The sequence below is a fragment of the Herbaspirillum sp. LeCh32-8 genome (genome assembly GCF_017814915.1).
Classification (GTDB): Bacteria; Pseudomonadota; Gammaproteobacteria; order Burkholderiales; family Burkholderiaceae_D; genus Herbaspirillum.
On sequence record NZ_JAGIPZ010000014.1, the window covers coordinates 21,440 to 39,525 of the forward strand.

Annotated in this window: 14 protein-coding genes; 7 read left to right on the top strand and 7 right to left on the bottom strand. The window is 63.6% G+C overall.

What is annotated here, in order from left to right; all coding sequences use genetic code 11:
• Positions 1-11: 11 nt before the first annotated feature.
• Entirely contained in the window at positions 12-1,166 is a 1,155-nt protein-coding gene (locus tag J8I26_RS19805) for a D-alanyl-D-alanine carboxypeptidase family protein (RefSeq protein ID WP_209608833.1), read from the top strand.
• 991 nt (positions 1,167-2,157) lie between these two features.
• Here the strand turns inward: J8I26_RS19805 and ahpF are convergent.
• Together ahpF and ahpC are read right to left on the bottom strand one after the other, a co-directional pair.
• A complete protein-coding gene (ahpF, locus tag J8I26_RS19810; RefSeq protein ID WP_209608834.1) occupies positions 2,158-3,753 on the bottom strand; it encodes an alkyl hydroperoxide reductase subunit F in 1,596 nt (531 codons plus the stop codon).
• A 241-nt stretch (positions 3,754-3,994) separates the two neighbouring features.
• Positions 3,995-4,558: an alkyl hydroperoxide reductase subunit C gene (gene ahpC / locus J8I26_RS19815; protein ID WP_079217944.1), complete on the bottom strand. Its 564-nt coding sequence runs from the start codon at positions 4,556-4,558 to the stop codon at positions 3,995-3,997.
• Between the two features lie 403 nt (positions 4,559-4,961).
• On the opposite strand from ahpC, the gene J8I26_RS19820 reads away from it, so the two are divergent.
• Positions 4,962-5,408 (top strand): thioesterase family protein, encoded by a 447-nt coding sequence (locus J8I26_RS19820; protein WP_209608835.1) that lies wholly within the window; start codon positions 4,962-4,964, stop codon positions 5,406-5,408.
• Positions 5,409-5,591: 183 nt separating this feature from the next.
• Here J8I26_RS19820 and J8I26_RS19825 read toward each other — a convergent pair whose 3' ends face one another.
• Both J8I26_RS19825 and J8I26_RS19830 read right to left on the bottom strand, forming a co-directional pair.
• Positions 5,592-7,460 (bottom strand): phosphoenolpyruvate carboxykinase (GTP), encoded by a 1,869-nt coding sequence (locus tag J8I26_RS19825; RefSeq protein ID WP_209608836.1) that lies wholly within the window; start codon positions 7,458-7,460, stop codon positions 5,592-5,594.
• A 406-nt stretch (positions 7,461-7,866) separates the two neighbouring features.
• Positions 7,867-8,757: a LysR family transcriptional regulator gene (locus J8I26_RS19830; RefSeq protein WP_209608837.1), complete on the bottom strand. Its 891-nt coding sequence runs from the start codon at positions 8,755-8,757 to the stop codon at positions 7,867-7,869.
• A 189-nt stretch (positions 8,758-8,946) separates the two neighbouring features.
• Here J8I26_RS19830 and J8I26_RS19835 point away from each other — a divergent pair, with 189 nt between their 5' ends.
• Positions 8,947-9,948, top strand: a complete 1,002-nt coding sequence (locus J8I26_RS19835) for a zinc-dependent alcohol dehydrogenase family protein (protein ID WP_209608838.1) — start codon at positions 8,947-8,949, stop codon at positions 9,946-9,948.
• A gap of 121 nt (positions 9,949-10,069) precedes the next feature.
• Entirely contained in the window at positions 10,070-11,056 is a 987-nt protein-coding gene (locus J8I26_RS19840) for a D-2-hydroxyacid dehydrogenase family protein (RefSeq protein WP_209608839.1), read from the top strand.
• Here J8I26_RS19840 and J8I26_RS19845 read toward each other — a convergent pair.
• Positions 11,034-11,798 carry an L-asparaginase gene (locus J8I26_RS19845; RefSeq protein ID WP_209608840.1) on the bottom strand — a complete coding sequence of 255 codons (765 nt, stop codon included), beginning with the start codon at positions 11,796-11,798 and terminating at the stop codon, positions 11,034-11,036. The genes J8I26_RS19840 and J8I26_RS19845 overlap by 23 nt on opposite strands.
• Positions 11,799-12,250: 452 nt before the next feature.
• Here J8I26_RS19845 and J8I26_RS19850 point away from each other — a divergent pair, with 452 nt between their 5' ends.
• Both J8I26_RS19850 and J8I26_RS19855 read left to right on the top strand, forming a co-directional pair.
• The gene (locus J8I26_RS19850; protein ID WP_245200421.1) at positions 12,251-14,806 is read left to right on the top strand and encodes a chemotaxis protein CheW; all 2,556 of its coding nucleotides are present in this window, start codon (positions 12,251-12,253) and stop codon (positions 14,804-14,806) included.
• A gap of 86 nt (positions 14,807-14,892) precedes the next feature.
• Positions 14,893-15,381, top strand: coding sequence for an asparaginase domain-containing protein (locus J8I26_RS19855; RefSeq protein WP_209608842.1), 489 nt, complete (start codon positions 14,893-14,895; stop codon positions 15,379-15,381).
• A gap of 35 nt (positions 15,382-15,416) precedes the next feature.
• Here the strand turns inward: J8I26_RS19855 and J8I26_RS19860 are convergent, their stop codons facing one another.
• Positions 15,417-16,319 carry a LysR family transcriptional regulator gene (locus J8I26_RS19860; protein WP_209608843.1) on the bottom strand — a complete coding sequence of 301 codons (903 nt, stop codon included), beginning with the start codon at positions 16,317-16,319 and terminating at the stop codon, positions 15,417-15,419.
• Positions 16,320-16,474: 155 nt separating this feature from the next.
• On the opposite strand from J8I26_RS19860, the gene J8I26_RS19865 reads away from it, so the two are divergent.
• Entirely contained in the window at positions 16,475-17,512 is a 1,038-nt protein-coding gene (locus tag J8I26_RS19865) for a YeiH family protein (RefSeq protein WP_209608844.1), read from the top strand.
• Positions 17,513-17,590: 78 nt separating this feature from the next.
• Here J8I26_RS19865 and J8I26_RS19870 read toward each other — a convergent pair whose 3' ends face one another.
• A complete protein-coding gene (locus J8I26_RS19870) occupies positions 17,591-18,064 on the bottom strand; it encodes an SRPBCC family protein (protein WP_209608845.1) in 474 nt (157 codons plus the stop codon).
• Positions 18,065-18,086 lie beyond the last annotated feature (22 nt).

An 18,086-nucleotide genomic window follows, 5' to 3' on the forward strand; every position in this document is an offset into this window, starting at 1 on the left:
CTTAGGCACCGATGAAAAAGCTTCTCGCGGCGCTCGCCGCCACCGTCCTTTCCATTTCCACCCTCACCGCTTCCGCACAGGCCCTGCCGCCGCCGACGGTCGCCGCCAAGTCCTGGCTGCTGCTGGACGCCTCGGCCAACCAGGTGATCGCCTCCAGCGATCCCGATATGCGTGTCGAGCCGGCCTCGCTGACCAAGCTGATGACCGCCTACCTGGCCTTCGCCGCGCTGCGCGACAAGCGCCTCTCGCCGGAGCAGGAAGTCAGTGTGTCGGTGAACGCCTGGAAGGTCGATCCGAGCAGCTCCAAGATGTTCATCGAGCCGAACAAGCCGGTCTCGATCGACAACCTGCTGTACGGCCTGATTTCTGTGTCCGGCAATGACGCCGCCGTGGCCGTGGCCGAAGCCGTGTCCGGCACCGAGGACGCCTTCGTGCAGCTGATGAACCGCGAAGCGCAGCGCCAGGGCCTGACCAACAGTCACTTCAGCAACCCGCACGGCCTGCCCAGCCCGGACACCTATACCACCGCGCGTGACCTGTCCATCCTGTGCCGCAACCTGATCAACGATTTCCCCGAGTACTACAAGCGCTATTACTCGGTGAAGAAGTTCACCTACAACAACATCACCCAGCCGAACCGCAACCGCCTGCTGTGGCTGGACCCGACCGTCGACGGCATGAAGACCGGCCACACCTCCAGCGCAGGCTATTCGCTGATCACGTCGGCCCATCGCCCGGTGCCCAACGGCGAGCGTCGTTTGATCTCGGTGGTGATCGGCACCGTGTCCGACCAGGTGCGCACCCAGGAAAGCCAGAAGCTGCTGAACTGGGGCTTCCAGAACTTCGACGCCGTGAAGCTCTACGCCAAGGGCCAGCCGGTGGATACGCCTGACGTGTGGAAGGGTTCGCAGGGCAAGATCAAGGTCGGCTTCAAGAACGACGTCTACATCACCATCCCCAAAGGTACTGCAGACCGCGTCAAGACCAAGCTGAACCGCAACGACCCGCTGATCGCCCCGATCTCGGAAAACGCCAAGATCGGCACTCTGCAAGTCACCATCGACGACAAGACCGTCGCCGAACTGCCGGTGGTTGCACTGGAATCGGTAGGCCCGGCCGGCTTCATCGGCCGCGCATGGGACTCGCTGCGCTTGATGTTCAAGTAAGCGCCGTCCGCTTCCTCCGCTTCAAACGAAAACGCCATCGGGATCCGGTGGCGTTTTTTGTTTGTGCAATGGCTTTGGTGGACCGCGATGAGCGACGCCGATAGCCCGATTGCTCTTCAGTGAGGCATGACGAGCGACACTGGATCCCCGCCTTCGCCGGGATGACCGTTTATTTGGATGGCGAGTCTGTCTTCGCAGTGGATCAAACCTGATGCGGCCAAGGCGGCCGATACGAACGTCGGAGAAGTGCGACGAACGACGCTGGGTCCCTGCTTTCGCAGGGACGCCGGATTGCATCAGATAGCGAGCCACCACATCGAAGCCGCAGGCGAGCAGCAAGCATACGAGGCCGAAGGCGAGGATGAGCAGAGGCGATGCCGAAGGCGAGCGCCATCCCAATGCCGCAGGCGAGGCGGATGGCATTTCCCCTTGTGGGCCAGCCGTCGGAGCGCGATGAAAAATGGATCAGCAAGGCAACCGGAGCGCAGCGACTTTGCCTTGCCCATTTTTTACCGCGCTCCGCAGGGAACCCCGAAGGGGCTGGCGCTTTAGGGGCCGCTTTCTTTTGCTTACTTTTCTTGGCGGAGCAAGAAAAGTGAGCGGCTGCCGGGCCGCCCCCGGCGCTGCGTTCCGACCGAAGAAAGAAAAGCACAAAGCCGGTACATCGGCACGTCGCAAGAGCAGACTACCCAGCTCGAACAACAAGCACCGCTGAAGCGCAACAGACGACGCCGGGTCCCTGCTTTCGCAGGGATGACGGATTCCAATTGATGGCGAGTCTGCCTTACAACCAATGACGGCGCTTGATGCTGCTTGGGTGATGAACGTCGGCGTCGAAGAAGCACAAGGAACGGCGCTGAATCCCAGCCATCACCTCACCTGCATTCGACCAGCTCAGCCCCCCCCAACCCAACTCAAATTCAGCACAGCAAAACAAAAACGCCACCGGTTCCCCGATGGCGTTTCCCTTTAAAGCCAACTACTCAGCAACTTAAGCAGCAACCGCTTCCTTGGCAGCAGGCGCAACCTCATCCACCGACGAACGGATCAGATGATCGAACGCCGACAGCGAAGCGGTCGCACCCGCACCCACCGCAATCACGATCTGCTTGAACGGCACCGTGGTGACGTCGCCGGCTGCAAACACGCCCGGAATCGAGGTCTGGCCGCGCGCATCGATCTCGATCTCGCCGTGCTTGGACAAGGCAACGGTGCCCTTGAGCCATTCGGTGTTCGGCACCAGGCCGATCTGCACGAACACGCCTTCCAGCTCCACGTGCTTGATCTCACCGGTCTCGCGTTCCTTGTAGCTGATGCCGTTGACCTTCTTGCCGTCGCCGGTGATCTCGGTGGTCTGCGCCGAGGTCACGATGGTGACGTTGGACAGGCTCTTCAGCTTCTTCACCAGCACCGCATCCGCCTTCAGCTCGGCCGCGAATTCCAGCAGCGTCACATGGCTGACGATGCCGGCCAGGTCGATTGCCGCTTCCACGCCGGAATTGCCGCCGCCGATCACCGACACGCGCTTGCCCTTGAACAGCGGGCCGTCGCAGTGCGGGCAGTAGGCCACGCCGTGGTTGCGGTATTCGCGCTCACCCGGCACATTGACTTCACGCCAGCGGGCGCCGGTGGACAGGATCACGGTCTTGCCCTTCAACACGCCACCGTTGGCCAGCTTGACTTCGATCAGCTTGTCGCCAGCCACCAGGGACTCGGCGCGCTGGGTGTTCATGATGTCGACCTCGTATTCGCGGACGTGCTGCTCCAGCGCGGTGGCGAAGTGCGGGCCTTCGGTTTCCTTGACGGAGACGAAGTTCTCGATCGCCAGCGTGTCCAGCACCTGGCCGCCGAAACGCTCGGCGACGACGCCGGTGCGGATGCCCTTGCGCGCTGCATAAATCGCGGCAGCTGCGCCGGCCGGGCCACCGCCGACGATCAGCACGTCGTACGGATCCTTGGCGCTGAGCTCTTCACCCTTGCGGGCGGCGGCGCCGGTATCCAGGCGGGCGAGGATTTCTTCGACGCCGGTACGGCCCTGGCCGAACACTTCACCGTTCATGTAGATGGTCGGCACGGCCATGATCTGGCGTTGCTCGACTTCGCCCTGGAACAGCGAGCCGTCGATGGTCACCGAGCGGATGCGCGGGTTGATGATCGACATCACGTTGAGCGCCTGCACGACCTCCGGGCAGTTCTGGCAAGTCAGCGAGACATAGGTCTCAAAGCTGTAATCGCCGTCGAGGTTCTTGATCTGCTCGATCACCTTGTCGTCGAGCTTGATCGGGTGGCCGCCGACCTGCAGCAGTGCCAGCACCAGCGAGGTAAATTCGTGGCCCATCGGGATCGCGGCGAATTCGACGCTGATATCGGTCCCGGGGCGGTTCAACTTGAACGACGGCGAGCGCGCGTTCTTGGTATCGCGATGCTCGACCAGCGTAATGCGGTCCGACAGCAACACGATCTCTTGCAGGAGCTCCTGCATTTCACGGGATTTGGCGCCATCATCCAGCGACGCGACGATCTCGATCGGCTGGGTGACCTTTTCCAGGTAGGCCTTCAATTGGGTCTTGAGATTGGCATCAAGCATGGTGATTTCACTTTCCTCGTTTGGAGATTCTTGTCGTCCGGACCACGGCATCCGCCTTGTGGGCTTCAGCCGCTTGCCCGCAGCAGGCCCGGACGTGTACTTCTTCAGTATTTCAAACTACGTTAAATCGTTGAGTGGGCGTAGCGAGCGGTTCAAGGTCGGCAGGAGAAGCGCAGTCGTACGAGAGTACGACGAGCATCGCAGTGCCGAGATTGAGCCGCGCAGTAGCCCAATCAATGATTTAGATCTTGCCGACCAGGTCCAGGGACGGCTTCAGGGTCGCAGCGCCTTCTTCCCACTTGGCAGGGCAGACTTCGCCCGGGTGCGAAGCAACGTACTGGGCAGCCTTGACCTTGCGCAGCAGTTCCGAAGCGTCACGGCCGATGCCGTTGTCGTGGATTTCCAGAACCTTGATCTGACCTTCCGGGTTAATCACGAAGGTGCCGCGCAGTGCCAGGCCTTCTTCTTCGATCAGCACTTCGAAGTTGCGCGCCAGGGTTGCGGTCGGGTCGCCAACCAGCGGGTATTGCACCTTCTTGATGGCTTCCGAGGTGTCGTGCCATGCCTTGTGGGCGAAGTGGGTGTCGGTCGAGATACCGTAGATTTCAACGCCCAGCTTCGAGAATTCAGCGTAGTTGTTTGCCAGATCTTCCAGTTCGGTCGGGCAGACGAAGGTGAAGTCGGCCGGATAGAACACGAACACGGACCATTTGCCCTTCAGGGTCGCTTCGGAGATGTCGACGAACTTGCCAGCGTGGTAAGCAGTTGCCTTGAACGGTTTGATAGTGGTGTTGATCAGGGACATTTCTATTTCCTTTTTAGGGGGTTGAGTGAAGCAGTGGGAAGAATAGTAAAACGCAGAATCAAATAGATCAATTTTATTTAATCAATATTTTTGATTGGAATTAACTATCGACATGGAGGGCGAGGCTATCGAGGACATGAAGTTGCCCGCAGGCAGCAGCCCTTGAAAACACATGGCGACGATGCCTGCTTCTGCAAGTCGCCGTTGGCGCTTTTCAAGCACTTGGCCGTATGTCGACAACCATCGCTTAACATGGATGCCTCGTCGCTGCCGGGCTGAATCATGCACCCGGTCAGAAATGAGGCAGCGGGATGGCATCCCGCCGCAATGTTACTGCAAGGCAGCGCCTTTCGCGCGGCCTCCCATCACCGTAGAACGCCACCACGGAGACCACCGCCCAGCCATGAGCGAAAACAGCAAACCCACGCCCGGCCGTCGCGCCGACTACCGCCACTTCCACCCCATCCAGACACGCTGGATGGACAACGACGTCTACGGTCACGTCAACAACGTCGTCTACTACAGCTGGTTCGACACGGCGGTGAATCACTACCTGGTAGCCGCCGGCGTGCTCGATATCGAGCGCAGCCCGGTGATCGGGCTGGTGATCGAGACCCGCTGCAACTACTTCGCGTCGATCGCCTTCCCCGAGCAGGTCGAGGTCGGGGTGCGCGTGGCGCATGTGGGACGCAGCAGCGTGCGCTACGAGATCGGCATCTTCAAGGCGGGGGATGAAACGGCGGCGGCGCAAGGACATTTCGTGCACGTCTACGTGGATCGCGCGTCGCGCCGGCCGGTGGAGATTGCGGCGGCGATGAGGAAGGCGCTGGGGGCGATTGCTGTCGGCTGACCCGGAGCAGTTGAAAGACGCTGGGCTCCTGCTTTCGCAGGAGCGACGGCGGGTAATGTGCTGTTGACCTGTCGTTCCTGCGAAAGCAGGAACCCAGTGTCGTTCGAATTTTAGGACAGCGGCAAGAAAAAACGCCCGCCGCATTGCTGCGGCAGGCGCTCTTGTCCGACTACTCCGTCAGGCTCAGGCAGCCAGCTGCTTCTCCAGCTTGCCCTTGACGCCCACCAGCTCGGCCGGCAGCTTGTGCGCCAGCTTCTCGAACAGCTCGGCGTGCAATTCCAGCTCTTTCTTCCATGCCGCCTTGTCGATCGAGGTGATGGTGGCGAACTGATCGGCGGTGAAGTCGATGCCTTCCCACTGCAGGTCTGCAAAGCGCGGGGTGATGCCGAACAGGTGCTCGACGCCGCCGGTCTTCACGCCTTGCGGGTCTTCGATACGGTCCAGCATCCACTTCAGCACGCGCATGTTGTCGCCGAAGCCAGGCCACACGAACTTGCCGTTCTCGTCGGTGCGGAACCAGTTGACGCAGTAGATCTTCGGCAGTTCGGCCGGCGAGGCGGCGATCTTCTTGCCGATGTCCAGCCAGTGCTGGAAGTACTCGCTCATGTTGTAGCCGGCGAAGGGCAGCATCGCGAACGGGTCGCGACGCACCACACCCTGCTGGCCGACAGCCGCAGCGGTGGTTTCCGAACCCATGGTGGCCGCCATGTAGACGCCTTCCACCCAATTGCGGGCTTCGGTCACCAATGGCACGGTGGTCGAGCGGCGGCCGCCGAAGATGAAGGCCGAGATCGGCACGCCGGCCGGATCGTCCCAGGCCGGATCGATCACCGGGTTCTGGGTGGCGGAGACGGTGAAGCGCGCGTTCGGGTGTGCCGCCTTGCGGCCGGTTTCCTTGGCGATCTCCGGAGTCCAGTCCTTGCCCTGCCAGTCAATCAGGTGCGCCGGCGCTTCTTTGGTCATGCCTTCCCACCAGACGTCGCCGTCGTCGGTCAGCGCGACGTTGGTGAAGATGGTGTTGGCCGAGACCGAAGCCATGCAGTTGAAGTTGCTCTTCTCGTTGGTGCCCGGGGCCACGCCGAAATAGCCGGCTTCCGGATTGATCGCATACAGGCGGCCATCGGCGCCCGGCTTGATCCAGGCGATGTCGTCGCCGATGGTGGTGACCTTCCAGCCGCCGAAAGCCTTGGGCGGGATCAGCATGGCGAAGTTGGTCTTGCCGCAAGCCGACGGGAACGCCGCCGCAACGTAGTGCTTCTTGCCTTCGGGCGATTCCACGCCGAGGATCAGCATGTGCTCGGCCAACCAGCCCTGGGCGCGGCCCATGGTGGAGGCGATGCGCAGCGCGAAGCACTTCTTGCCCAGCAGCGCGTTGCCGCCGTAGCCGGAGCCGTAGGACCAGATTTCGCGGGTCTCTGGGTAATGCACGATGTACTTGGTGGCGTTGCACGGCCAGGCCACGTCCTGCTGGCCGGCGGCCAGGGGCGCGCCCACGGTATGCACGCACGGCACGAAGTCGCCGTCGGCGCCCAGCACGTCATAGACGGCCTTGCCCATGCGGGTCATGATGCGCATATTCACGGCCACGTACGGCGAGTCCGACAGTTCGACGCCGATGTGGGCGATCGGCGAGCCCAGCGGGCCCATCGAGAACGGCACCACGTACAGGGTGCGGCCGGCCATGGAGCCGTCGAACAGGCCGTTGAGGGTCTGGCGCATCTCGGCCGGGTCGGTCCAGTTGTTGGTCGGGCCGGCGTCTTCCTTGTTGGGGGTGCAAATGAAGGTGCGGTCCTCGACGCGCGCCACGTCGGACGGGTCGGAGCAAGCCAGGTAGCTGTTGGGACGCTTTTCCTGGTTCAACTTCTTCATGGTGCCGGCTGCGACCATTTCGGCGCACAGGCGGTCATATTCTTCCTGCGAACCGTCGCACCAGTAAATGCGAGCCGGCTTGGTCAGCGCAGCGATTTCGGCGACCCAGTTGATCAGTTTCTGGTGTTTGACGTAGGCGGGAGCGTTCACTGCGGGAACGCCGGCCATGAGGGGTTGGTTCATAGATGCTACCTCCAATGCCACAAAGTTAATGAATTCGTTTTGGCACGGCAGGATCGTCGTTGCTTGACACCGGCGGGGCGACTACTCAGCACTCACACCAGCCAGCGAAACGGCGTTCCCGTCGGCGGCGACCGCCATCCTCGGATACCGGTCGCTGAGCCCGCAACCTTGGTTGGATACGGGGCTTGGCTCACTCTTCGACAGTGAAAAGTGGAAAAAGGTGGCAAGGATTGTACCCCGGCAAAAAAGAATTTACTGAAATTTGTAGCGAGATATACCCGACTTATGTAGTAGGTAATTACAAATTAAAAAAATTCTGTTTTTTCATTACCAGTGCGAATAACACGACTTTCCGTGAAAACCGCTTGAATACTGGTTTTGCACGGGATTGCGGGCAACACATCATTCACAATGTGAATATCTCGCGCAAAAAATCAACGAAAACTTTCACTTTGGCCGTTTCGCGACGGGCCGGCTGGTAGAGGGCAAAGATGTCCGGGCCGGCCGCTTGCCACTCCGGCAATACCGGCACCAGTTCACCATTGCGCAGGGCCGGCGAGAGCGACACCGACATCTGCTGGATGATGCCGCAACCAGCCTTGCCCGCCTCGATCATGGACTCCACGTGATCCATCATCACCATCCCCTTCGGAGTATGCGAGCCTTCCACGCCGTCGCGGGAAAAGCGCCAAGGCCGGATCATGCGCGTGCGCGGGTTGAGGAAGCCCAGGCAGGCGAACTGGTCCAGCGATTCGGGCGACTGCGGCCAGCCGTATTGCTGCAGGAAAGACGGCGCGGCGCAGCAGACATAGGCGGTCGACGCCAGCTTGCGCGCCACCAGGCCTGAATCAGGCAGCTCGCCGATGCGCACCAGCACGTCGATGCCCTCTTCCACCAGGTCGATCATGCGGTCGCTCACGGTGATGCGCAGCGCGATCTCGGGATAGCGCCGCAGGAAGGCGGGCAGCGCCGGCGCCACGTACTGGCGGCTGATCACGTTGGGCAGGTCGACCCGCAACACGCCGGCCGGGGCGTTGCCGGACGCGCGCAGCCCGGCCTCCAGCTCGCCCATGTCGGCCAGCAGGCGCAGCGCCTTGGCATGGCAGTGACGGCCCTCTTCGGTCAGCGACATGCTGCGCGTGGTGCGGTTGATCAGGCGCACCTTGAAATGCGCCTCCAGCGCGGCGACGTGATTGGTCACCGAGGAGGTCGACATGGAAAGCTTCTCCGCCGCGCGGCTGAAGGCGCCGGCCTCGACCACCGCGCAAAACACCTTGAGCATGTCCAGCCTGTCCATCGCGATCTCCCGTCTGTGGTTGTGCACCGATTCTATGGCAAGCCTGCGGCCGGATTATCCAGCGCCGCGCAATTCTGATTTCTCGCGCGCCCCGTTTTTCGCGACGGCCGCGCTGCCTACACTGCCCTGCATCGACCGTAACGCCAGCCGGCGGCGGCGACCACCCAACACTATCCAAGGAGAAACGCCATGAATGCCAACACCATGCAAGCCGCCGTCCTGCAACGCTTCGGCGCCCCGCTCGCCCTGACCGAGGTCGAAATTCCCCCGCTGCGTCCCGGCCAGGTGCTGGTGCGCGTCGCCGCCAGCGGCGTCAATCCGCTGGACACCAAAATCCAGGCGGGCAACGCCGCCCATGCCCAGGCCAGCCTGCCGGCCATCCTCGGCATCGACCTGGCCGGCACGATGGAAGCCGTGCATGCCGGCGAAACCCGCTTCCAGCCCGGCGACGAGGTCTACGGCATGACCGGCGGCGTGGGCGGCGTACCGGGTTCGCTGGCGCAGTTCGCCGCGGTCGACGCCGACCTGCTGGCCATCAAGCCGCGCACGCTGGACATGCGCCAGGCCGCCGCCCTGCCGCTGATCTTCATCACCGCCTGGGAAGGTCTGGTGGATCGCGCCCGCGTCCACGCCGGCCAGAAGGTGCTCGTGCACGGCGGCGCCGGCGGCGTCGGCCACATGGCGGTGCAGGTGGCGCTGGCGGCCGGCGCCGAGGTCTACGCCACCGGCAGCGCTGAACAACGAAACGTGATCGAAAGCCTGGGCGCCACCTTCATCAATTACCGCACCCAGAGCGTGGACGACTACGTCGCCCTGCATACCGGCGGCGAAGGCTTCGACGTCGTCTACGACACCGTCGGCGGCGCCACGCTGGACGCCTCCTTCGCCGCCGCCCGCCGCTACCACGGCCACGTGGTCAGCTGCCTGGGCTGGGGCGCGCACAAGCTGGCCCCGCTGTCCTTCCGCGCCGCCACCTATTCGGGCGTATTCACGCTGCTGCCGCTGCTGTCGGGTCGCGAACGCGCACATCACGGCGACATCATGCGCGAAGCGACACGGCTGGCCGATGCCGGCCGCCTGCGCGTGCTGATGGATGAGCGCCGCTACACGCTGGCCCAGGCCAACGAAGCCCAGGCCGTGGTCGCCGCCGGCCAGGCGCGCGGCAAACTGGTGGTGGACGTCGCCGTCTGAAGCGGGATAGCGCATGCCGAACGGCGGCAATTTCTTTATGATGGCGCTAAGACGCGCCCTCATCCACCTCGCGACGGCGCAGCTCAACCATATAACCACAGCCGATGCCACGGAGACCCACATGAAAATTGCCATCCTCGACGACTATCAGGATTCGGTGCGCCACCTCGACTGCTTCCGCATGCTCGACGGCCACGACGTCAAGGTGTTCACCAACGGCGTGCGCGGCGCGGGCCAGCTGGCCGCGCGGCTGGCGCCGTTCGACGCGCTGGTGCTGATCCGCGAGCGCACCTCGCTGAACAAGCTGCTGCTGGAAAAACTGCCCCTGCTGAAGCTGATCTCGCAGACCGGCAAGGTCAGCGGCCATATCGATGTGGCCGCCGCCACCGAGCACGGCATCGCCATCGTAGAAGGCGTGGGCGATCCGACCGCACCGGCCGAGTTGACCTGGGCATTGATCATGGCCGCCATGCGGCGCGTGCCGCAGTACTGCCAGGCGCTGCGCGCCGGCGCCTGGCAGCAGGTGTCGGCCACGCCGCACCACAATGTGATCGGCAGCGCGCTCAAGGGGCGCACGCTGGGGGTCTGGGGTTACGGCAAGATCGGCAAGATGGTGGCCGGCTACGGCCGCGCCTTCGGCATGAAGGTGGTGATCTGGGGTCGCGAGGCCAGCCGCGAACAGGCGCAGAAGGACGGCTTTGAGGCCGCCGCCGACAAGGAGGAGTTCTTCCGCCAGGCCGATGTGATCACGCTGCACCTGCGCCTGAACGACGCCACCCGCGGCATCGTCAAGGCGGACGACCTGGCGCTGATGAAGCCCACCGCCTGCTTCACCAATACCAGCCGCGCCGAGCTGGTCGAAGAGGGCGCGCTGGAAGCCGCCCTGCAACAGGGTCGCCCCGGCCTGGCCGCACTCGACGTCTACGAGCGCGAACCGCTGCCGGTCGATTCGCCGCTCTTAAAGATGGATAACGTGGTGGCTGCGCCGCACCTGGGCTATGTGGAAAAGGACGGCTACGAGCTGTACTTCCGCGCCGCCTTCCAGAACATCCTCGACTACGCCGCCGGCGCGCCGAAAAACGTGCTCAATCCTGAGGTTCTGAAGTAATCCGGTGCACGGTGCGCACCGGCGGGTTGTACTGCAGCAGCGGTGACCCGCCGGCGGCCTTCCACAGATGCCGCCAACCCGGCGGCCACGGCAACGGCGGGCCCGCATACTCGGGCACGTTGCGGCGGATCGGGATCACCGGCAGATGCTCCGGCATCTTGCCGTTGTAATGCCAGCCCAGGCTGAACGCGTAGTCCGGCAACAGCGTGGCGCACACCAGCTCGAACCAGTTGGCGTGCTCCTCATCCTCACCCAGCGCCTGCGCCAGGCCCTGCGGATCGAATTGCGCCAACAGGCGCGCCAGCTCCTCGGGCGTTGCGCCAGGCGTGTCGCCCCAGCCCATCACCGGATTGAAGTTGTAGTCGGCGCCGGAGCCATACCAGCCTTCGCGCCACGGGCGCTCGATCCAGTTGCGCGGACCGCCGAAGAGGTGCCAGCGCCAATGCAGGCCGGACGGCTTGGGCCAACTGTAGAGATAAAGACGCTGGTAACCGGCGCGGTGCAGCTCGCGCACCATCGCCATCAGCCGCGCGTGCGGCATGCGATCCGGCGGCGCGCGCCGAAACAGGATCGGCGTGCCGTCGGCATGCTGCACCTCGTCCGAGGACAGGTTCAGATCCAGGGTGCGCACCTCGCTGCCAAAGCGCGCGGAAATCCACCCCGTCAACAGATTGACGAGCACGATCACGCCATAGCCGCGATGGCGGTGGAAGATCACTGTGCCGGGTGCCAATGGTTTCATATGCGGTTCATTATAAGGTGCATCGCGGGATCGCATTTCCGCCCCGCCCGATCACGCCGGGACAGCACAACGGCCGGGCGCGCCACGAATATTGCCACGCTGCATCATTCAGAAAATCTCATGTAAAGATCTGTGGCGCAAACCCCGAATTTCAAGCTTTTCATCAGGCGATAACCGACCTGCCTCGCTAGAATCCGCTGCGCGGTAAAACGCTATAAATAATTTCCCGGGGAAGAGATGACGAGCTTGTCCGCATTGCGGACGCGTTCGGGCATTGGCATGCAATTTGCACCTTTCCCCGTGCAGCACATACAAAAAACAAACAACAGATGTCGGAAGATCCAACATCGCGGTTCGTTGGTCTTGCGGCGCTACCAGAGGGATGTACAACGATGCCAAACGCCACGACCGCTCACCCGGCCTCCATACACACTGAAACTTTTTTGCCCTACATGCGCGACGTCGCCAAGTGCGAGCAGTCGCTGCAGGAACTGAACCTGATGTGGCGCGTCATTGAGGCCTCGGCCAAGATGAACTGTCCGGTCGAAGCCAAGACCATCCTCCCCACCATGGCCGCGACCCGCTCCGGCTTCTCGCGGCTGGAGCGCGAGCTGGTGAGCAGCCTGGTGGAAGAGAAGGTGCGCAATGTGCTGGCCGAGATCGGCACCAAGGCCCAGTACGTGATCGACATCGTGGTGCGCAACCTGTTCGAGCGCACCGCCGACGTCGGCTTTCTGGCCACCGACCGCGAGCTGTGCAACTTCGTGGCCGGCATCACCGACTCGGCCGACGCCGCGCGCTACCGCCTGCGCGAATACCGCAACAAGTACACCGTCTATGACGAGATCCTGCTGCTCGACACCGAGGGCAACGTGCTGGTGCAGATCGACCCGAGCACCCCGCTGGAGCACAGTGCGGATCCGCTGATCAGGCAAACGCTGGAGTCAGACACCTACGTCGAGATCTTCCGCGCCACCGACCTGCGCCCGGGCAAGGATCGCGCACTGATTTATGCGCGGCGCATGCACCATCCCCAAACTGGTGCGGTGATCGGCGTGCTGTGCCTGTGCTTCCACTTCGAGGAGGAGATGGCCGGCATCTTCTGCGCGCACCGCGATCCGGAAGCGCGCGCCAACATGCTGCTGCTGGATGGCGACAACCGCGTGATCTCCAGCGCCGATGCGCTGTGGATTCCGCCGGGCACGCAAGTGCCGGTCAACACCGGCGGTCAACCGCAGCTGATGATGTTCTGCGGCCGCGAGTATCTGGTGCGCACCTTCACCTCCGGCGGCTACCAGGGCTACCCGGGCCCGGCCGGCTGGCAGGGGCAAGTCATGATCCCGGTCGAGGTCGCCTTTACCGGCATCGTCAGCGACGTGCTCTCGCGCCTGTCGCCGGAGCTGACCGAAGGCCTGCTGTCGCACGCGCACTCCTTCTGCCCGCCGCTGTACGACATCATGACCGCGGCCAAGACCATCCAGCGCATCGTCTGGAACGGCCAGGTGATGACCGCCGGCCAGCGCGGCGAGATGCAAAAGCTCAAGACCATCCTCGACCAGATCAGCGAGACCGGCAACCGCAGCAATGAGCTGTTCGCCCAATCCATCCACGACCTGTACCAGGCAGTGCTGGCCTCCAGCATGCGCGACGCCGAGTTCACCACCGGCCTGCTGGTGGACCTGCTGGATCGCAACCTTTACGAACGCTCCGACGACTGCCGCTGGTGGGCGCTCACGCCCGAGCTACGCGCAGCGCTGGCCGCGCCGGACATCGACCAGGCCACGGCTGCCAAGCTCAATGAGATCCTGGCCTACATCAACGGGCTCTACACGGTCTACACGCGCCTGTTCGTCTACGATCGCCACGGCCGCATCGTCGCTGCCACCGGCGACGCGCTGGAGAGCGTGATCGGCAGCAGCATCGACGCCGACACGCTGGCGCAAGTGATGGCGCTGCGCACGCAGCAGCAATACCACGTCAGCAGCTTCGCGCCGAGCGCCCTCTACGGCGGGCGCGACACCTACATCTATCACGCCGCCATCCGCGCCCTGGGTAACGACGGCGAGGTGGTCGGCGGTATCGGCATCGTGTTCGACTCCGCCCCCGAGCTGCGCAACATGCTCGACGCCGGCCTGGCGGGCAAGGACAAGATGAGCGCCCTGTACGTAGACCGCCGCGGCCGTATCCTCTCCAGCACCGATGCCAGCCGCCCCACCGGCAGCATGCTCGACATTGATCCCGCCCTGCTGCAGGTGGCCAACGGCGAAGGCCGCTCAGGCGTCACGGTGCATGACGGCCAGTACGCCATCGTCGCGGTCAGCGCCTCCAACGGCTATCGCGAATTCAAGGTCAGCGACGGCTACAAGGAAGACGTGATCGCCGTGGTCTTCCAGTGCTTCGGCGCGCTCAACCATGGCAACCAGCAAAACGCCGGCAGCGACTTCCACCTGGAAAGCGAAGCGGCCTCGGCCGACGGCCTGGAATACGCCACCTTCTTCTCCGACGGTGGCCTGTTCGCCATCTCGGCGGCCAATGTGATGGAAGCCGTACCGTATTCGGCGGTGCTGCCCACGTCGATGGGCAACCGCGCGGAGCAGATCGGCGTGCTCGGGCTGAGCCGCGACGATCAGCACAAGGAGTTCATCTGGGTGTTCGACCTGGGCCAGCTGATCCGCGGCACCCGCTCCGCAGTCACCGGCAGCAGCCAGGTGATGATCGTGCGGCATGGCGCGCACACCATCGGGCTGCTGGTCGACGAGCTGCACGCGGTGCCGCAGTTCAACCCGGCGCAAATCATCCACACGCCCTTCGCCATGCAGGGCGAGTCCATGCTGGTGTCGCAGGTGATCAAGGCCAACGGCGGCAAGCTGCTGATCCAGTCCATCGAGGTCGAGCGCCTGTTCGCGTATGTGGTGGACGGCACCATCCCGTTGCCGCCGCCGATGTCGGATGCGGCGCCGGCGCAGCAAGAAAAGCAGCAAGAACAGCGGCAACTGATGGCGGCCTGAGGCGCGGGTCGACGGTGCGCGGTGCAAGACGCCGTCCGTGTAAGATAGCGGACGGCGTTTTTCCACCCTTCTTCAATAGGACCATCATGAGCCTGCGCATCATCGCCACCGGCGGCACCTTCGACAAGCACTACGACGAAATCGCCGGCACGCTCGATTTCAGCGCCAGCCACTTGCCGCAGGTGATCTCACGCGCGCGCATCACCGCCGAAGTGATCCTGGAGGAACTACCGCTGCTGGACTCGCTGGAAATGCAGGATGCCGACCGCCAGCGCATCCTGGCCTCGTGCCGCGGCTCCACGCAACAGGCCATCGTCATCGTGCACGGTACCGACACCATGCAACTCACCGCCCAGGTGCTGGGCTCGGCGCTGCAGGACAAGACGGTGGTGCTGACCGGCGCCATGATCCCCTACGAGATCGCCAACTCCGATGCGCTGTTCAATTTCGGCTTCGCCTGCGGCGTGGCGCAAGTGCTGCCGCCGGGGGTATACGTGGCCATGAACGGCCAGATCTTCGCCTGGAACAAAGTGGCCAAGAACCGCAGCGCCGGCGTGTTCGAGCCGATCAGGTAAGCACCTCGCAGGGCGCAGCCGGCGGCCTGTGTCGCCTATGCGCCCTGATGCGTTTCAGCCCACTCGCGGCAGAACGCCAGCAGCGCCGCCAGACTGGGCGAAGACGCCCGATGGCTGCTGACCACCATGTAGAAATGCCGGCGCAAGGTCGGCAGCGGCGTCGCCAGCTCCAGCAATTTCCCCGACTCGATCATGTCTTCCACCACCGTGCGCGACAGGCAGCTGATGCCCAGTCCCTCGGCGGTGGCGCGCTTGATCGCCTCCGAGTTGCCGAACTCGAACGAGGAAGGCAGATGGTGCAGATAAGGAATCAGCGCGTGCTCGACCGCCTCGCGCGTGCCCGACCCGGTCTCGCGCAACAGCCAGTCGGCCTCGCGCAGCGCCTTGAGCGTGACCTTGCGGCCGGCTGCAGCGATCGGGTGATGCGGTGCAGCCACCACGATCAGCTCGTCGACCATCCACGGTTCCACATTGACGTTGTCGGCATGGCATGGGCCTTCGATCAAACCCGCATCCACCTCGAAATTGACCACCGCGTCGACGATGTCGGCGGTATTGGCCACCAGCGCCCGCACGCGCGCGCCCGCGTGGCGCTGGCGGTAGGCGGCGATCATCGCCGGCAACATGTAGCTGCCGATGGTGGTGGAGGCGCCCATGTGCAGCTCGCTGCCCGAGGCCGGATCGGCGAACTGGCGCTCGATGGTGTGCGCGGCATCCAGCATGTGGCGCGCCTGCGGCAGCAGCAGGCGGCCGCTGTCGTTGAGGACCAGACGCTTGCCGACCCGATCGAACAGTTGCACGCCGAGCAGGCTTTCCAGCTCGTTCAGCGATGCGCTGGCGGCCGACTGCGACAAGGCCACCAGTTCGGCAGCGGCAGTGGTGGTGCCTGACTGCGCCACCGCCAGGAAGATTTGCAATTGCCTCAAGGTAATTTTCATTTCTGCGCCGCCGAGATTTGCGTCCCGGCTTGGGGGACAGCCTGATGATTAACCATATAAACAGGTTGATATTAACAAAATAACGCGTTTTTCTTTTATATCAAGCACGCGTAAAGTCGGCTCCATCAACACAACAACAGCACGTGGAGAGCGACATGCGTACCGCCAGCCATCCCCAAACCCTGCATCCGCTGCCCGGCCTGGCGCTGTCAGGCGCCCTCGCCTGGGCCGCCATGCGCCTGGGCGACATCCCCTGGCTGCAGGATCACGGCTTCTCGGCGCTCACCGTGGCCATCGTGTTGGGCATCCTGCTGGGCAACACCCTCTATCCTCGCCTGGGCGCCTCATGCGGCCACGGCGTGAAATTCTCCAAGCAGATGCTGCTGCGCGCGGGCATCATCCTGTACGGCTTTCGCCTGACCTTCCAGGACATCGCCCACGTCGGCGTGACCGGCGTGGTGATCGACGCTGCCATGCTGCTGTCGACCTTCGGCCTGGCGTGGCTGGTGGGTGTCAAAGTGCTCAAGCTGGAACGCGACGCGGCGCTGCTGATCGGCGCCGGCAGCTCGATCTGCGGCGCGGCCGCGGTGATGGCCACCGAGCCGGTGCTGCGCGCCCGCAGCGAACAGGTCACGGTCGCCATCTCGACCGTAGTGATCTTCGGCTCGCTGGCGATCTTCCTCTATCCGCTGCTCTTTACGCTGCAGGCCGAACCGGCATGGGGCATGCGCCTGCCAAACTTCGGCATCTATATCGGCTCCACCGTGCATGAAGTGGCACAGGTGCTAGCCGCGGCGCGCTCGATCGACCAGCACACCGCCGATGTCGCGGTGATCACCAAGATGGTTCGCGTGATGATGCTGGCGCCGTTCCTGCTGATGCTGTCGATGAAGGCCGGCCCGTCGGCCTCGGGCGAACGCGGCAAGCTGTCGATCCCCTGGTTCGCCTTCGCCTTCATCGGCGTGGTGGTGTTCAACTCCTTCCTGCCGCTGCCGGCTGCCCTGAACCAGATCGTGCTGCAAGCCGACACCTTCATGCTGGCCATGGCGATGGTGGCGCTGGGCCTGACCACCCACCTCTCGGCCATTCGCAGTGCCGGCATCAAGCCGCTGCTGCTGGGCGCCGTCCTGTTCGGCTGGCTGGTGGTGGGCGGCGCGCTGGTGAACGGCGCACTGGGACGCCTGCTGGCCTGAGCGCCATCCTACGCAGACAACAAAAAAGCGCGGACCATCACGGTCCGCGCTTTTTTCATGGTGATGCTGAAGAACGCGTCAGTGCAGTTCGCCGCGCACCGTCAGTTCACGGATCACGCGCACGGTGTCGATGTCAGCCTCCTGGTAGGCCGAACGACGGAACTCGTTGTAGAAGGCCTCTTCACCGCCGGCGGCGGCCTCCGGCTGGCCATCGTCGTATTCGAAGCGCACGAACAGCACGCTCTCCTGCGGCTCCTCGATGGTCATGCTCATGCGCGAGGCGGCGATCTCGCCCTGCGCCGGTACCTCATAGAGCACCTGGATCTGCGGCAGGTAGGTCACCTTGTCGCGGATCACCAGCTGGCCGTAGCGCAGTTCGCGGCGCACGCTGTCCAGGTTCTTTTCATCGAGGCGGCAGTCGTCCAGATGCGGCATGAACAACTTGGGCGCCTCGGCGCGCATGACCAGGCCGCGCCACAGCTGCTCGCGGGTAAGCGTGTCGACCAGCGGGTTCAGCGGGTCGTTGATCTGGATGAGGTGATTGAATTTCATGGTTGTGCTCGTGCTCGTTGGC

Coding starts and splice junctions, on each gene's coding strand:
- J8I26_RS19805 (WP_209608833.1), top strand. CDS start 12: ATGAAAAAGCTTCTCGCGGCGCTCGCCGCCACCGTCCTTTCCATTTCC.
- ahpF (WP_209608834.1), bottom strand. CDS start 3,753: ATGCTTGATGCCAATCTCAAGACCCAATTGAAGGCCTACCTGGAAAAG.
- ahpC (WP_079217944.1), bottom strand. CDS start 4,558: ATGTCCCTGATCAACACCACTATCAAACCGTTCAAGGCAACTGCTTAC.
- J8I26_RS19820 (WP_209608835.1), top strand. CDS start 4,962: ATGAGCGAAAACAGCAAACCCACGCCCGGCCGTCGCGCCGACTACCGC.
- J8I26_RS19825 (WP_209608836.1), bottom strand. CDS start 7,460: ATGAACCAACCCCTCATGGCCGGCGTTCCCGCAGTGAACGCTCCCGCC.
- J8I26_RS19830 (WP_209608837.1), bottom strand. CDS start 8,757: ATGGACAGGCTGGACATGCTCAAGGTGTTTTGCGCGGTGGTCGAGGCC.
- J8I26_RS19835 (WP_209608838.1), top strand. CDS start 8,947: ATGAATGCCAACACCATGCAAGCCGCCGTCCTGCAACGCTTCGGCGCC.
- J8I26_RS19840 (WP_209608839.1), top strand. CDS start 10,070: ATGAAAATTGCCATCCTCGACGACTATCAGGATTCGGTGCGCCACCTC.
- J8I26_RS19845 (WP_209608840.1), bottom strand. CDS start 11,798: ATGAAACCATTGGCACCCGGCACAGTGATCTTCCACCGCCATCGCGGC.
- J8I26_RS19850 (WP_245200421.1), top strand. CDS start 12,251: ATGCGCGACGTCGCCAAGTGCGAGCAGTCGCTGCAGGAACTGAACCTG.
- J8I26_RS19855 (WP_209608842.1), top strand. CDS start 14,893: ATGAGCCTGCGCATCATCGCCACCGGCGGCACCTTCGACAAGCACTAC.
- J8I26_RS19860 (WP_209608843.1), bottom strand. CDS start 16,319: ATGAAAATTACCTTGAGGCAATTGCAAATCTTCCTGGCGGTGGCGCAG.
- J8I26_RS19865 (WP_209608844.1), top strand. CDS start 16,475: ATGCGTACCGCCAGCCATCCCCAAACCCTGCATCCGCTGCCCGGCCTG.
- J8I26_RS19870 (WP_209608845.1), bottom strand. CDS start 18,064: ATGAAATTCAATCACCTCATCCAGATCAACGACCCGCTGAACCCGCTG.